Annotated in this window: 14 protein-coding genes and 1 CRISPR repeat array; of the genes, 7 read left to right on the forward strand and 7 right to left on the reverse strand. The window is 75.0% G+C overall.

The window, feature by feature from the left end; genetic code table 11:
- Nucleotides 1–69: 69 nt before the first annotated feature.
- Nucleotides 70–291 carry a hypothetical protein gene (locus OG550_RS29495; RefSeq protein WP_327682634.1) on the reverse strand — a complete coding sequence of 74 codons (222 nt, stop codon included), beginning with the start codon at nucleotides 289–291 and terminating at the stop codon, nucleotides 70–72.
- A gap of 609 nt (nucleotides 292–900) precedes the next feature.
- A CRISPR array of direct repeats spans nucleotides 901–3,007; the repeat unit is 29 nt; unit sequence GGGAACACCCCCGCGGGTGCGGGGAGCAG.
- A gap of 105 nt (nucleotides 3,008–3,112) precedes the next feature.
- Nucleotides 3,113–4,363, reverse strand: coding sequence for a glycosyltransferase (locus OG550_RS29500; RefSeq protein WP_327682636.1), 1,251 nt, complete (start codon nucleotides 4,361–4,363; stop codon nucleotides 3,113–3,115).
- A 142-nt stretch (nucleotides 4,364–4,505) separates the two neighbouring features.
- Between OG550_RS29500 and OG550_RS29505 the strand changes: the two genes are divergently transcribed.
- From OG550_RS29505 to OG550_RS29520, 4 genes are all read left to right on the forward strand, one after another.
- Nucleotides 4,506–4,772, forward strand: coding sequence for a GlsB/YeaQ/YmgE family stress response membrane protein (locus tag OG550_RS29505; RefSeq protein WP_327682638.1), 267 nt, complete (start codon nucleotides 4,506–4,508; stop codon nucleotides 4,770–4,772).
- A gap of 91 nt (nucleotides 4,773–4,863) precedes the next feature.
- The gene (locus tag OG550_RS29510) at nucleotides 4,864–5,160 is read left to right on the forward strand and encodes a barstar family protein (protein ID WP_327682640.1); all 297 of its coding nucleotides are present in this window, start codon (nucleotides 4,864–4,866) and stop codon (nucleotides 5,158–5,160) included.
- Between the two features lie 106 nt (nucleotides 5,161–5,266).
- Nucleotides 5,267–5,734 (forward strand): helix-turn-helix transcriptional regulator, encoded by a 468-nt coding sequence (locus tag OG550_RS29515; protein ID WP_327682642.1) that lies wholly within the window; start codon nucleotides 5,267–5,269, stop codon nucleotides 5,732–5,734.
- A gap of 10 nt (nucleotides 5,735–5,744) precedes the next feature.
- Nucleotides 5,745–6,152 carry a VOC family protein gene (locus OG550_RS29520; protein ID WP_327682644.1) on the forward strand — a complete coding sequence of 136 codons (408 nt, stop codon included), beginning with the start codon at nucleotides 5,745–5,747 and terminating at the stop codon, nucleotides 6,150–6,152.
- A gap of 115 nt (nucleotides 6,153–6,267) precedes the next feature.
- Here OG550_RS29520 and OG550_RS29525 read toward each other — a convergent pair whose 3' ends face one another.
- The 5 genes from OG550_RS29525 to OG550_RS29545 form a co-directional block, all read right to left on the reverse strand.
- Entirely contained in the window at nucleotides 6,268–6,858 is a 591-nt protein-coding gene (locus OG550_RS29525; protein ID WP_327682645.1) for a TetR family transcriptional regulator, read from the reverse strand.
- 183 nt (nucleotides 6,859–7,041) lie between these two features.
- On the reverse strand, nucleotides 7,042–8,058 hold the full coding sequence (locus OG550_RS29530) for an aldo/keto reductase (protein WP_327682647.1): 1,017 nt from the start codon (nucleotides 8,056–8,058) through the stop codon (nucleotides 7,042–7,044).
- A gap of 187 nt (nucleotides 8,059–8,245) precedes the next feature.
- Nucleotides 8,246–8,725 carry a (4Fe-4S)-binding protein gene (locus tag OG550_RS29535; protein ID WP_327682649.1) on the reverse strand — a complete coding sequence of 160 codons (480 nt, stop codon included), beginning with the start codon at nucleotides 8,723–8,725 and terminating at the stop codon, nucleotides 8,246–8,248.
- Entirely contained in the window at nucleotides 8,725–9,027 is a 303-nt protein-coding gene (locus OG550_RS29540; protein WP_327682651.1) for a GNAT family N-acetyltransferase, read from the reverse strand. Before OG550_RS29540 ends, OG550_RS29535 begins: the two co-directional genes overlap by 1 nt.
- Before the next feature lie 49 nt (nucleotides 9,028–9,076).
- Nucleotides 9,077–10,063, reverse strand: coding sequence for a class I SAM-dependent methyltransferase (locus OG550_RS29545; RefSeq protein WP_327682653.1), 987 nt, complete (start codon nucleotides 10,061–10,063; stop codon nucleotides 9,077–9,079).
- A gap of 214 nt (nucleotides 10,064–10,277) precedes the next feature.
- Between OG550_RS29545 and OG550_RS29550 the strand changes: the two genes are divergently transcribed.
- The 3 genes from OG550_RS29550 (at nucleotide 10,278) to OG550_RS29560 (ending at nucleotide 14,873) form a co-directional block, all read left to right on the forward strand.
- Nucleotides 10,278–11,783, forward strand: coding sequence for a sensor histidine kinase (locus OG550_RS29550; RefSeq protein ID WP_327682654.1), 1,506 nt, complete (start codon nucleotides 10,278–10,280; stop codon nucleotides 11,781–11,783).
- Entirely contained in the window at nucleotides 11,780–12,439 is a 660-nt protein-coding gene (locus OG550_RS29555) for a response regulator transcription factor (RefSeq protein WP_327682656.1), read from the forward strand. The genes OG550_RS29550 and OG550_RS29555 overlap by 4 nt, the downstream gene beginning before the upstream one ends.
- 886 nt (nucleotides 12,440–13,325) lie before the next feature.
- Nucleotides 13,326–14,873: a M20 family metallopeptidase gene (locus tag OG550_RS29560; RefSeq protein ID WP_327682658.1), complete on the forward strand. Its 1,548-nt coding sequence runs from the start codon at nucleotides 13,326–13,328 to the stop codon at nucleotides 14,871–14,873.
- The last annotated feature ends 6 nt before the right edge of the window (nucleotides 14,874–14,879 follow it).

The raw sequence follows: 14,879 nt of genomic DNA on the forward strand, positions 1-14,879 counted from the left end.
GGATGCCGGGCGCGGATGCCGGGCGCGCGCCGCGATCGGCGGTACGCGCCCGGCGCTCCCGGTGCGGCCTCAGCCCCTACGGCGCCGGCGCGGGCGCCGTGCGGGCGGGTTCGGACCGCGCAGCGCGGACACGGCGGCCAGGACGACCACCACCACGGCCACGACCGTGCGAACCCCACTGTCGGCAGCGGACGAGGAACCCGCCCCCGCCGTCACGCACGCGGTGAGCAGGACGGCCGCCCGCGCCGTCCCCTGGCTGTCCAGAGGGCGCTTGGCCGTTCGAGTTATCATGAACGAACTCCTTTCACGGAGGGTAGGCCGGACCCGAGTTCTTCCCGGAGCAGCGGGTCCGGCCATCGTCGTCTTGTGGTGGGCGAGCGCGCCCAGGCATGGCGGCACTCGGTGATCTGACTGACCATCAGGTCGCCTGAGGGGGATCATAGCGCTTCGTTAGGGAGCCAAGGCCAACCCGGCTTCGCTGCCTTCGAGTTGGGAACGATCACAGGACTTCTGGCGCCCGCCAGTAGTCCTGACTACGCTGTTCGACACTGCCCGCCAAGTCGACGCGCGCGGGGATGAGAGGCCGATATCGTCGGCATACTCACCTCGACGCCAGGTGTGTCCTGCGGCGAGAAGGTGCCTCACATGGCGGGCCACCCCGGCAACCCCCGCACGAGCGGGGAGCAGGTCTGTCGCGCCCGCCAGTAGGCCGACGACGCTGGGACCATCCCCGCAGGCGCGGGGAGCAGAGTGCGCAGGTGCTGCTGTCGAAGCGGGGAGCAGGAACACCCCCACAGGTGCGGGGAACAGTAGTGGAGACCGGCCTCCATGGCGAGGCCGAAGGAGTATCCCCGCGGACGAGGGGAGCAGCGGGCCCTCGAAGACGCTCACCTGGACCGCGGGAACACCCCCGCGGGTGCGGGGAGCAGGGGGCGACCATCGGCACCGCACCGAACAACCAGGGACCATCCCCGCGGGTGCGGGGAGCAGATGCACAGCAATGCAGAGACGTTCGCCGCAGTGGGAACACCCCCGCAGGTGCGGGGAGCAGGCATGTCCATCTGAGCAAGTTCCTTTCCCTTCGGGAACACCCCCGCAGGTGCGGGGAACAGCACGGCCCGGAACTTCGAGGCGTGGCGGGCCAGGGAACACCCCCGCAGGTGCGGGGAGCAGGCACACTGTGCAACTCGCCTGGGCTGCCACGGAGGGAACACCCCCGCAGGTGCGGGGAGCAGGTTCCAGTCCACCAGGTTGGCGACGGCCGACGGGGAACACCCCCGCAGGTGCGGGGAGCAGACCGCCTTGTTCCGCGCCCCAGCCCGGGCCTTGGGAACACCCCCGCAGGTGCGGGGAGCAGATCCATTCCTTGTCGTAGTCGTCGTCCCCGACGGGAACACCCCCGCGGGTGCGGGGAGCAGCTCCGCTCGGTGCTCGGAGAGGCCGCCGAGCAGGGAACACCCCCGCGGGTGCGGGGAGCAGGGCCTGGAGCACATGGACAACGGGGACTGGAAGGGAACACCCCCGCGGGTGCGGGGAGCAGGCGGTCAGCCACGGCCGTTCGCTGCCCCAGGGGGGAACACCCCCGCGGGTGCGGGGAGCAGTCCGGTGCCGACATCGAGGGCAACATCACCTGGGGAACACCCCCGCGGGTGCGGGGAGCAGAAGAGGCCGTCAACACTCACGGTCCAGTCCTCGGGAACACCCCCGCGGGTGCGGGGAGCAGGGACGACCCCCAGGCGTCCAACCAGTTCTGCCTGGGAACACCCCCGCGGGTGCGGGGAGCAGCGCCGCGGGCTGCTGCGGTGCGGGTGCCGCGGGGGAACACCCCCGCGGGTGCGGGGAGCAGGCCTGCCGATAGTCGCGCAGGTAGATTGCCTTGGGAACACCCCCGCGGGTGCGGGGAGCAGGGATTCCGGCTGATGGCCTTCGGGCACAGGATGGGAACACCCCCGCGGGTGCGGGGAGCAGAAGGCGGACGGCCAGCGTCTCGCGGTGCTGTCGGGAACACCCCCGCGGGTGCGGGGAGCAGTTGGCCAAGCCCCATTCGGTGCGGGCGTGCCGGGGAACACCCCCGCGGGTGCGGGGAGCAGACCCTCTCCGGGTTCGGCGTCAGCTCCCGGACGGGAACACCCCCGCGGGTGCGGGGAGCAGCTGGTGAACGCCGGGTCCGAGTGCCCTTCGAGGGGAACACCCCCGCGGGTGCGGGGAGCAGTCTGCACCTGGCGTAGGTCCGCGCCTGCAGGCGGGAACACCCCCGCGGGTGCGGGGAGCAGCTCCACGGCGCCGAGTACCCCGACGGCCGGGTGGGAACACCCCCGCGGGTGCGGGGAGCAGGCCGCCTCGGCGTTGGCCTTGGCCCTCGTCTCGGGAACACCCCCGCGGGTGCGGGGAGCAGGGCGCACCCGCCAGGTCCAGACTGAACACGGTGGGAACACCCCCGCGGGTGCGGGGAGCAGCCCACGCTGGTTCCCCCTCGGATGGTGATGTCGGGAACACCCCCGCGGGTGCGGGGAGCAGACCAATGGCCGGGCCGGCTCGCCCGGCACGGAGGGAACACCCCCGCGGGTGCGGGGAGCAGCGACCACTCGGCGGAGCTGCCACCACCGTGCCGGGAACACCCCCGCGGGTGCGGGGAGCAGCTCCGAACCGACCGGAATGGCCTCTACTGTTAGGGAACACCCCCGCGGGTGCGGGGAGCAGCAGACCACCGTCTACGACTTCACGGAGCCGCCGGGAACACCCCCGCGGGTGCGGGGAGCAGCAGTCCATCGGCTTGCCCAGCAGGATCGTGCGGGGAACACCCCCGCGGGTGCGGGGAGCAGGGAAATCGGTCCCGGCGTCCCCGATCTTCAGGGGGAACACCCCCGCGGGTGCGGGGAGCAGCAGGCGATGGCCCAGATGGCGGCGCTGCAGGGGGGGAACACCCCCGCGGGTGCGGGGAGCAGGCAACAGCCTGGTACCGGCCGCCGTCCCCCCCGTGGAACACCCCCGCGGGTGCGGGGAGCAGAGTTCGTGAGCTGGGGGTTTGTCAGGGCCGCTGGGCGGTCTGTGCAACTTGCTGTGATGCGGGCATTTCGGGCGCCTCGGCTGGGGGTCGGGTGCTGGTGGCAGGTTAGCGGTCCCGGGGGTCGGCGAGGCGGTTGATGGCGTTGAGGACCTTGATGGTGCCGTCCTCCGCGTCGAGGGCGGTGGACAGGGCGCGGGCGCAGTTGCGGTGGTGGGGGGTGTCGAGGGTCTGGCGGACGGCGGTGGCGAGGCGGGCGGCGGTGAGCTGGGGGAGGGGGACGGGGCCGGGGCTGGTGCCGAGTCCGGTGAGGCGGGCGGCCCAGAACGGGGCGTCGAGCTGGGCCGGGACGGGGATCGTGGGGACGCCCGCGCGGAGGGTGGCGGCGGTGGTGCCGGCGCCGGCGTGGTGGATGGTGGCGGCCATGCGCGGGAAGAGCCAGTCGTGCGGGGCGTCGCCGATGGTGAGGACGTCCTCGCTCTCGGCGGCGGCGAGGCCGCTCCAGCCGGACTGCAGCACGGCGCGGACCCGGGCGGCGCGGAGGGCGGCGAGGATCGTCCGGGTGAGGCCGTCGGGATCGGGCACGACCAGGCTGCCGAAGCCGACGTAGACGGGCGGCGGTCCGGCGGCGAGGAAGTCGAGGAGGCGCTGCGGGGGCTTCCAGTCGGGGTCGGGGTGCGGCCACCAGTAGCCGGCGACGTCGAGTCCGGGGCGCCAGTCGGCGGGGCGCGGGACGACGATCGGGGAGAAGCCGTGCAGGACGGGGTGGGAGGTCCTCGCGTGCGCCACGCTCCGCAGCGGAAGGCCGAGTCGGCGGCGCAGGCTCCGCACCGCCGGGGCGAAGAGGCTGTCGACCGTGGCCTGGACGGCGTGCCCGGCGAGCAGGTTCCCGCACTGGCCGAGTGACCTGGTGCCGGTGACGGCGGGGGCGAACGCCCTGGTGGGGGCGAGGGGTTGGAGGAGGAGGGTGATGGTGGGGATGCCTGCCGCCTCGGCGACCACCTGGCCGAGGGCGGCCGTGGTGCCGGTGGTGAGCAGCAGGTCGGCCCCGGGTGCGGCGGCCGCCTCGATGCCGTCGCCGAGTGCGGGCATGAACGACCGTGCGAGCCGGGTGAGTCGGACGATGCCGAGCGGACCGGCGCCGGCCCGCAGGAGCTCCTGCCCGCGTTCGGAGGCGAGTTCGGTGCGCGGGTCGACCGGCAGCGGACGGAACTCCAGGCCCGCGGACCGGACGGTGTCGGCGAAGGCGGTGTGCGTGGCGACGGCGACCTGGTGGCCGGCCGCGTGCAGCCGGGCGCCGAGCCCGGTGAAGGGGGCGACGTCGCCGCGTGAGCCGGCGGTGGCGATCAGGATGCGCATGGCCGCAGTATCCCGGCGGCGGTGGGCGGCACGGCCGGTGCCACGCCCGGCGCACCGGAACCACGGGGGCGCACGGGCGCGTCCACGTCGGTGGTAGGGCGGGCGTGGGGCCCGCCGCGCGGTGTGGAGGGCGGGAGGACGCATGAGCTTCGTGGCATGGATCGTGCTGGGCCTGGTGGCCGGAGCCCTGGCCAAGTTGCTGTTGCCGGGCCGGGATCCGGGCGGTCTGGTGGTGACCACCCTGATCGGCGTCGCCGGGTCGTTCGTCGGCGGCTGGATCTCCGCGCGTTTCCTGCACCGGCCGGTGACGGCCCAGTTCTTCGACCTCACGACCTGGGCGTCGGCGATCGGCGGCGCGCTGGTGCTGCTGGTGCTCTACCGGATCTTCTTCGGCCACTCCCGGAGCTGACCGCCGTCCGGGGCCGTCCGCGCCCCGGACGCGGCGGGCGTCGGTCCGGGCCCCGGCACGGGCCTCGGCGCGGGCGGGCTACGCTGCTGTGGTGGCGCACAGTGAGCTGATCGTGGACCTGCGCGGCCGGACGATCGACTCCCTCGACGACTTCTGGGACGCGGTCGCCGCGCCGTGCGGCCTGCCCGAGTGGTTCGGCCGGAACCTGGACGCCTGGGCGGACACCATCGGGACCCGCGGCATCTCGGCGGAGATCGACGCGCACGACACCCTGACCGTCCACGTCGACCGGCGGGGGCTCTTCGGCGGCGGCCGCCGCGAGGCCCGGGCCCTGGCCGCCACCTTCGACGGCGGGCGGAACCGGCTCGTCGTCCACGCCCGACACTGACGGGACGGGCCCGGGCCGTACTCCGGGCACTGCTCCGGGCCGCACCTCGGGGCGGCGCGGACGGCTCTCCGGCGCCCCCGTCGGACGGTCCCCGTACCCTTGAACCATGACCCCGGAAGACCTCGCCGCCCTCGCTCACCTGCGGCGGGCGCGGGACCTGATCGACCGGGACTACGCGCGCCCGCTGGACGTGCGCACGATGGCCCGGCACGCGCTGATGTCCCCGGCGCACTTCTCGCGCCGGTTCCGGGCGGCTTACGGCGAGACGCCGTACAGCTACCTCATGACCCGCCGGATCGAGCGTGCGATGGCGCTGCTCCGGTCGGGCATGAGCGTGACCGACGCCTGCATGGCGGTCGGCTGCACCTCGCTCGGCTCGTTCAGCTCGCGCTTCACCGAGGTGGTGGGCGTCTCCCCGAGCGTCTACTGCGGCGGCGAGCACGCCGCGGTGGCGGCGATGCCCGCCTGTGTGGCGAAGCTCCGCACCCGTCCGAGGCGCACCCGTCCGAGGCGCGGCGGACCGGGCGGCGGTTCGAGCAGGATTCGAGAAGCGGGCGATCCGGCCGCCGCCTAGCGTTGCGTGCATGGACATCGCACTCAAGTACTGCAACATCACCGTGAACGACCTGAACGACTCGCTCGCGTTCTACCGCGACGCGCTCGGCCTGGAGGTGCGCAACGACGTCGCGTCGGGTGACTTCCGCTGGGTCACCCTCGGCAGCGCCACCCAGCCGGGCCTGGAGATCGTGCTCTCCGAACCGCACGCCGGCCGCTCCCAGGCGGACGGCGACGCCCTGCAGGCGCTGCTCACCAAGGGCGTGCTGCCGATGCTGGTCTTCCGCACCGACGACCTGGACGGCACCTTCGAGAAGGTCCGCGCCTTCGGTGCCGAGGTCCTCCAGGAGCCCGTCGACCAGCCCTGGGGCCCGCGCGACTGCGCGTTCCGCGACCCCTCGGGCAACATGGTGCGCATCGCGCAGGCGGAGAAGTGACACCGGCCGGGCCTGCGCCGCGGTTCCCGGCGCGCAGGCCCGGCGCCCCCGCCGGGCCGGGGGGTGAGGGCCGCGGCTCCGGGTTCCGGACCTCGCGGCGTCCTCGGGCCGGACGTCAGGACGTGGCGGCCAGGCCTCCGAGGAGGAGCTTCCAGAGAGCCTCGAACCGCTCCGGGGCCGCCGGATCGGACCACTCACCCGCGTACGCCGGGTCGTGGAAGTGCGCGGTCGCCTCGAACACCGCGCGGGCCGTCGCACCGGTGTCGGTGGGCCGGAACTCCCCGGTCGCCACGCCGTCCTGGACGATCCGGCCGATCTGGCCGATCAGGGTGTCCAGGTGGGCCTCGACGGTGTGGCTGTTCTCGCCGACCAGCGTCATGTAGGTGGCGAAGAGCTGGGGGTCGTCGAGCGCCTTCCTCCGCTTGGCGGCGAACAGCGTCGCCAGCCAGCGGTGCAGGCGCTCGGAGGCCGGGCCCGGCTCGGCGGCGACGGACCGCAGGTCGTGGTGGGCCTGGTCCAGCCAGCGCTGGGTGACGGCCTCGCGTAGCGCCGCCTTGCTCGGGAAGAACCGGTAGACGCTGCCGTGGCTCACTCCGAGGGTCCGGGCGACGTCCACGACGGTGGCCTTCGCCGGGCCGAACCGCCTGAGGACGTCCTCCGTCGCGCCGAGGATCTGCTCGGTGGTGAGTGCGCTGTCCGTGGCCACGGGGAGGTACGTCCTTACGGGTGAGGAGTCCGCCCGCCGGGCGGGCGGACGGGCAGCGGGTCGACCGGCGGCGGTCGACCCGCAGGCCGACCTGCGGGCCGACGGCGGGTGCGGCTGCTGCCGGTACGGGTGTGGACGGTCCGGACCCGGCGGCGGGCGGGAGGCCGCGGCGGGTGCCGCTGCTCAGTGCTCGCTGTCGAGATGGGCCATCTGGGCGGCAGCGTACCTGTCCCCGGCGGCCGACCCGGCCGGGACCGCCGCCTCGATGGCCGCGAGGTCCGCCGCGGTGAGGGCCACGTCCAGGGCGCCGAGCGCCTCGGTCAGCCGGTCCCGGCGGCGGGCGCCGACCAGCGGGACGACGTCCTCTCCGCGCGAGGCCACCCAGGCGATCGCGATCTGCGCGACGGTGGCGCCGCGCTCGGCGGCGACCGCGCGCAGCGCCTCGACCAGCCGGAGGTTGTGGGTCAGGTTGTCGCCCTGGAAGCGCGGGCTGTGGCCGCGGAAGTCGGTGCCGGACAGTTCGCGGTCGTTCTGCCAGTGGCCGCTGAGCAGACCGCGGGAGAGCACCCCGTACGCGGTCACGCCGATGCCCAGCTCGCGGGCGACGGGCAGGATCTCGGCCTCGACGGAGCGGGAGATCAGCGAGTACTCGATCTGCAGGTCGCTGATCGGGTGGACGGCGGCGGCGCGCCGCAGGGTGTCCGCACCCACTTCGGACAGGCCGATGTGGCGGACGTAGCCGGCCTTCACCAGGTCGGCGATCGCGCCGACGGTCTCCTCGATCGGCACGGCCGGGTCGAGCCGGGCCGGGCGGTAGACGTCGATGTGGTCGGTGCGCAGGCGGCGCAGGGTGTAGGCGAGGGCGGTCTTGGTGGCCGCGGGGCCGGCGTCGTACCCGAGCCACTGGCCGTCCGGGCTGCGCTGGGCGCCGAACTTCACGCTGATCTGGACGCCCTCGCGGTCGCGGCCGCGCAGCGCCTCGTGGATCAGCAGCTCGTTGTGCCCCATGCCGTAGAAGTCGCCGGTGTCGAGCAGGGTCAGGCCGGCGTCGAGGGCGGCCCGGATGGTGGCGACGCTCTCGGCCTCGTCGGCCGGGCCGTAGAGGTCCGACATGCCCATGCAGCCCAGGCCGAGGGCGGACGTGGTGGGGCCGGTGGCGCCGAGGGTGCGCCGGGGGATCGGGTGGGCGGTGGTGGACATGGGCGCTCCTGGTGAGAGGGGGAGGGACTGGAGGGGGCCGGGGTGTGCGACGCGCGGAGGGTGGTGGTCGGCACGTTCGACTATGGCACGGCAACTGACAGATTTCAAAATCTGTCATCTGACATCTGTCAGTTGTCATTTGTCTGGCGAGCGGTCGGCCGGCGCCGCCACCCATCGCCGTGCACCGTCACCCCCCGTGCCCGCCGCACGCACCGCTCCGGTCGCAGTAGGGCTGCCCGGCGCTGCCGCCGCAGCCGCACAGCATCGCCCGCGTCGTCTCCCGGACCTCGCCCCCGGCGTCGGCGATCCGCAGCTGCCCGCGCAGCAGAAGCCGCCCGTCCGCCGTCCGCCGCACCGTCGTCGGCCGCTCCGGAGCCTCCGTCCCGCCGTCCGCCGACCGGTACGTCAGCGCCCCGGTCGGGCAACGCCGCACCACCTCGGCGATCACTCCCGGTTCGGCGGCATCCGGCATGATCCACGGACGCTTCGCCGTGTCGAACACGGACGGCAACCCGTGCACGCACTCCGCCGCATGCCTGCAGACCTCCGCGTCGAAGGACACCGTGATCCCGTCGCCCGGGTAGGCCCGCACGGGCCGACGGCGCCCGCCGAGCGTCCCGCCACCACCGGCTCCACCGGTCCCACCACCGGCTCCACCGCCGCCCATCAGTCGGCCACCCGGCTGCGGTTCTCGTACGCGAGGTCGACGTACTCGGGGTGGCGGAGCATCCACCCCTTGATGAACGGGCACGTCGCCAGCACGGCCAGCCCCCGCTCGCGGGCGTCGTCCAGCGCGGCCCGGGCCAGCGCACCGCCGACACCCTGCCCCTCGTAGGCCGGTTCGACCACCGTGTGCTGGTACACCACCAGCTCGTCGCTGCGCAGGTACTCCGCGAATCCGGCCAGGGTGTCACCGGCCCAGGCCTCGAAACGGCGGTCGCCGTCGGAGTCGCGAACGGTCACGGTCATCTGGCGCTCCTCACTGCTGGACGCGGAGCCGGGGACCGGCCCCGGTCCATCATCGAGCGGGTGCCGCCGTCCCGCTCGGCGTGCCGCCGGTACCCCCGGCCGCCTCGTCGCCACCTCCCGACCCGGCACCCGTCGGGGCCGGCGGACCGCCCGGCCCGCACTCCGCCCCGTTCGCGCTCCCGAACTCGGCCCCGGTCCCGGAGGCGCTCGCGGCCCCGGCCCGGACCCCGCCCCCGCCCGGCACCCGGAGCAGTCGGGCGCGGGCCGGCGGGAGGTTGCGCCACACCGTCCGGCTCCCGATCCCGTACTCCTCCTCGAACCGCCGCAGCACCCGCACCACCGCCCGGTGCCGCGCCCCGCGCCCCGGACCCGACGTCACCAGCCGCGCCGCCGACGTCCCCAGGTACCCGAAGTACGTCAGCTCGCCGCCCGGCACCAGCAGCCTGAGGTACAGATCCAGGATGTGCCGGACCTCGACCGGCTCGAAGTTGGTGAACGGCAGCCCCGAGACGATCACGTCGTACCGCTCACCCCCGGGACCACCGCCGCCCGCCCCGGGAGGCAGGCACTCCGGCAGGTCCTGCACCCGGCACGCCGACAGCCGCAGCCCGACCTCCGGCCCGCGCCGCGCCAGCACCTCGTCCCTCCGCAGCCGCTCCGCGAACCGCGGATTGGCCTCGACGGCGTGCAGCCGGTCGCCGGTCCGCAGCACCCGGACCAGCCGCCGGGTCACCGCACCCGTCCCGGCCCCCACCTCCAGTACCGAGATCGGCCGGTCCGGACGGCTGGTCGCCGGCACGGCCAGGGCGCCGACCAGACCGTCCCCGCTCGGCGCGAGGGCACCCGTCAGGTGGAACGTGCGCAGCGCCTCGGAGAGGAACAGCCACCGGTCGCCGCCGGCCGACCGCGTTCCGGCGGGTATGGGTGCGGGCAGGGCCGCGGGTGCGGGTGCGGTGACAGGGGCCGAGTCGGGGTCGGTGCGGGGCGGGTGGCCGGAGCCGGAGGCGGGACCGGTACGGAGCTGATCCATCGTCATGGAGTCGAAGCTACGGACGTCCGGGCCGGTCCGGATCCGCCGATCGTCAACCCGCACCCCCGACGAAAGTCGAGGGTGGTGGATGACCATAGGTAGGGGGCCACGGCCGGGGACACGCCATAGCATCGGGGCCGGACCGCCCCGGACCGGCCCCGCGCGAAGCGGCCGACGGGCGACCGAGGACGGCCGGAAGAGCGAGAAGGGAGGACACCGAGTGACCACGGACCACACCGCGCGCCCACCCCGCCGACCCCGCCCACCCCGCACCGCCCCACTCGGCTGGTACGCCCCCGGCCGGCACCGCCTGACCGAGACCCTGTTCCTCCTCACCGTCCTCGCCCTCACCGCCGAGGAGAGCGTCGTCCAGTGGCACGACACCGACCTCCCGCTGCGCCCGGTCCGCGTCGCCGCGGTCGCCCTCGCCTCGCTCTCCCTCCTGCTCGCACGCCGCTACCCGATCACCGCGGCCGTGCTCCCCATACTGGCCGGCGGCCTGCTCAACCGCGCCTTCCCCGGGCTCTTCAGCGTCTACCACCTCGCCTCGACCGGCCGCCCCGGCCCCGCGATGGCAGGCGGAGCGGCCATCGCGGGACTCAGCGCGCTCCGCGCCGCATCCCCCGCCGACTGGGCCGGCACCGCCGGATCCCAACTGGTCGTCGAGGCCGCGGCGATCTCCCTCGGGCTCTGGATGCACGGCCGGCGGGTCCTGATCCGGGCCCTGCGCGCCAAGGTCGACGCGCTGCGCCGCGAACGCGAACTCCGGGCGGAGCAGGCCAGGTCCGCCGAGCGCGCCCGGATCGCCCGCGAGATGCACGACGTCCTCGCCCACCGGCTGAGCCTCCTCGTCCTGCACGCCGGGGTGCTGCGCGACCAGGCCGCCGCCGGCACCGTCGCCGACGATCCGGCGCGCCTCGCCCACCGCCTGGAACTGATCCGGGCGACGGCCGCCCACTCGCTCGACGACCTGCGCGACGTCCTCGGCGTCCTCCGGGCCGACCCGGAGCCGCCCGGTCCCGCAGGCCCGACCGCTGCCCGGGACCGGCCCCCGACTGCCGGGCCGTCCCTCGATCCGCCACTCCACCCCGGACCGGGCCCCGCCACCGACTCCACCGACTCCACCGACTCCACCGACTCCACCGGCCCGGCGGGCCCCGGTCCCGCCGTCGGCCCCGTCACCGCCGCGGACTCCACGGCTGCCGCAGCTGCCACGGCCACCGCGCCCGGAGCGGTGCCCGCTCCGGCCCTGCGGCACCTCGCCGAGCTCGTCGGCGAAGCCACCGAAGCCGGTCAGACCGTCGAACTCGCCCTCGCCGGCGACCCCGAGGACGTCCCGACCACCCACCGCCTCGCCGTCCACCGGGTCGTCCAGGAGGCGCTGACCAACGCCCGCAAGTACGCGCACACCGCGCCCGTCACCGTCCGCGTGGGCTACGGCGCCCCGGCGACCACCGTCGAGGTGCGCAACGGTCCGGGGCGGCACGCCCCCTCCGGTGCCGGTGCAGGCGGGGGATACGGCCTGGTCGGGCTCGCCGAACGGATCGGCGCGCTCGGGGGACACCTCGACGCCGGCTCCGACGGGCAGGGCGGGTTCCGCCTCGCCGCCCGCCTGCCGACGCCCCGTCGGCCACCCGCCCGACCCGTAGTCCGTCCGCACGCACAGCCGCCCGGCCCGGCGGACCACCCCGGGCCCGAGCGGATCCCCCCGGGAGGAGCCACATGATCCGCACCATGGTCGTCGACGACGACGCGCTGGTCAGGCTCGGCCTCGTCGACCTGCTGTCCCAGGACCCCGCGCTCACCGTGGTCGCCGAGGCCGCCGACGGGCTGCAGGCCGTCGAACTGGCTCGCCACCGGCGCATCGACGTCGCCCTGATGGACATCCGGATGCCCCGGCTCGACGGCATAGCCGCCACGCGCCGGCTGCGCGAGCTGCCCGACGGCCCCCGCGTCATCGCGCTCACCACGTTCGACCTCGACGAGTACGTGTACCAGGCGCTCGCCGCCGGCGCCGACGGCTTCCTGCTCAAGGACACCCCGCCCGCCGACATCGCGCGGGCGGTCCACGTCGTCGCGGCCGGTCAGGGCATGCTCCACCCGGCCGCCGCACGCCGCCTCATCGACCGTTACCACCGCGCCGGCACGCCACGCGCGGTCGCGGCCCGCGGCCGCCTCACCGGGCTCACCCCGCGGGAGACCGACGTGCTGCGCGAACTCGCGCTCGGCCTCTCCAACGCCGAGATCGCGGGCGTCCTCGGGATGCGCGAGAGCACGGTGAAGGCGCACGTCAGCCGGATCCTCACCGCTCTGGGCGTCGGCAACCGCGTCCAGGTGGCGCTGCTGGCCCGGGATGCCGGGGTGGTCGACGACCCCGCCTGACGACACGGACCGGGGCTCCACCCGCCGACCGCCGACCCGGTCGCCCGTTCCGCCGAGCGGTCCCAACCGCCGGGCCGGTCCGGCGAGCAGCTCCGGCGGGAAGACCTGAGCGGCAGTACTGACGGGCGGCTCCGAGCCGGACCGGTGAACCGACGCGCGAAGCCGATCCGACGCGCAGGTGTGTGAGCTTGACGACGCCGACCGACGCCTCGGCCCGAACTCCCGTCCTGACCACTCGTCGCGACTCCGGACGGTATCCACCGATCCGTCCGACCATCGACTGATTCGGTGTGACCGAGTACGGTTCATCCGGATCCGACCCCTTACGCACGCGCCGCCCCGACCACCGTCGGCCAGTACCGTCAGCCGAGTCGATGTCACCCATCTGGCTTGGAAAAGCCGAGCCTTGGCGTCTTGCGCTGCCGAACCGGGGCGCCGGGTCCATGGTGGAGGTGGGCGCGATCCGGCGACCGCGTCCGCGCGCCGAGCCAGGCCCGCACGCCGTGCGCCGACCGTCGATCCGCGGCCGGACGTCCGGCGCGCGGCCCGGTCCCGGCACGCTGGGAGCAGGGCCACCTCGCAGGAAACCGAACGGTTCTTCTAGGCTCACATCTCGGCTTCTCTGCGGTGGTGCAGTGTCTGCGCCCGCCGTAGTCGATGCCGATGTCCACGGGGCCCCGGGACGACCGGGGCCGCCGGATCGAGCGAGGAGGACGTAAATGCCAAGCATGCCGCCCAGCCGTTCCAGTGCACTTGGACCAGACGGACCGTTCCGGCGGGACACCGTTCCCGCCGGACCCGGCCGCCAGGCCCGGCCCGGGCAGCCCGGGTGGTCGGGCCGACCGATGCGACCGCTGTATACCGGCGGCGGCCGGGGAGGCGAGCGTTGAGCCCTCAAGCCGTCCAGCCGTCCGCCACACCGACCGGCACCACCGCCACCACCGCCACCACCGGCGCGATCAGCACGACCGGCCTGATCAGCACGACCGCCGCCACCAGCACACCCGTTGCCCCCGACGCCACCCCCGCCCCAGCGCCCGTCGACACGGTCGCCGCCGCAGTCGCCACAGCCGTCACCACGGCTGAACCGACCAGCGCCACCGCCACACCCGGCACGGCCAAGCCCGGCACCACCGGAAGCGCCACCGCCCGAAGCCCCCTCGCCCCGGCCGCCCCCACTCCCGCCGCCGCACCACCCCCCGCAGCGGCCCCCCACACTCCGGCCGTCCCCGACAGCGAGGGCCAACCCGGCCCCACCGCGGCGCTTCCCGGCCTGCCCCTGGCCCTCACCACCCGGGCCCGCACCCTGGCCGGCGCCGTCCGCCGCCGCTGCGCGGACCTCGCCAGGATCGAGTCACCCAGCGGCGACGCGCCCCGACTCGACGCCCTCGCCGAGGAGTTGGCCGCCGGATTCCGCGCCACCGGTGCGACCGTCCGGCGCGAACCCGGCCCGGCCGGCGACCACCTGGTCCTCCAGTGGGACGGCCGCGACGAGACGCTGCCCCACCTCCTCGTGGTCGGACACCACGACACCGTCTGGCCCGTCGGGACCCTCGCCGACTGGCCGGTCACCGAGCAGGACGGCACCCTCAGCGGGCCCGGCGTGGTCGACATGAAGGGCGGACTCGCCATCCTGGAGGGCGCCTTCGCGCTGCTCGCCGACCTCGGTCAGCGCCCGCACCGCACCGTCCGCCTGGTCGTGGTCTCCGACGAGGAGGTCGGCAGCCCGGACGGCCGACGCCTCGTCGAACGCCAACTGCGCGGCGCCGCAGCCGTGCTGGGCCTCGAACCGCCGCACCCGGACGGCCGGCTCAAGACCGCCCGCCGCGGCTCGACCCGGGTACGGCTCACCGTCACCGGACGGGAGGCACACGCGGGCAACGACGCCGCCGACGGCGTCTCCGCGGTGGACGAACTCGTCGACCAGCTGGTCGCCGTACGCGGACTCGTCAGCCAGCCCGGCACGGAGCTCAACGCGGGCCGGATCAGCGGCGGCAGCCGCGCCAACGTCGTGGCCGGCCGGGCCGAGGCCGAACTCGGCCTGCGGTTCTCCACCACCGAGGCACAGCGCCGCACCCTGGACAACCTGGCCCGGCTCACCGCGCTCCGGCCGGGGGCGAAGGTGCGGACGGAGGTGCTGTCCAGTCGCCCGGCATGGCCCGAGAGGTCCGGCAACCCCCTGCTGCGCCACGTCCGTTCGCTCGCGGCGGTGCTCGGTCAGCAGCTGGACGGCGGACCGGCGGGCGGGGCGGGTGACACCAACCTGCCGGGTTCACGCGGACTGCCGACGCTGGACGGCTTCGGCGCGGTCGGCGGCGGTGCCCACGCGCGGCACGAGCACATCCGGATCGACCAGCTGGCGCCGCGGATCGCCTTGCTGGCAGCGCTCCTGGCCGTGCCGCTGCCGCGCCTGCGCGACCGTTCGGAGGGGTGAGCGGCT

This window comes from Kitasatospora sp. NBC_00458, assembly GCF_036013975.1.
Classification (GTDB): Bacteria; Actinomycetota; Actinomycetes; order Streptomycetales; family Streptomycetaceae; genus Kitasatospora.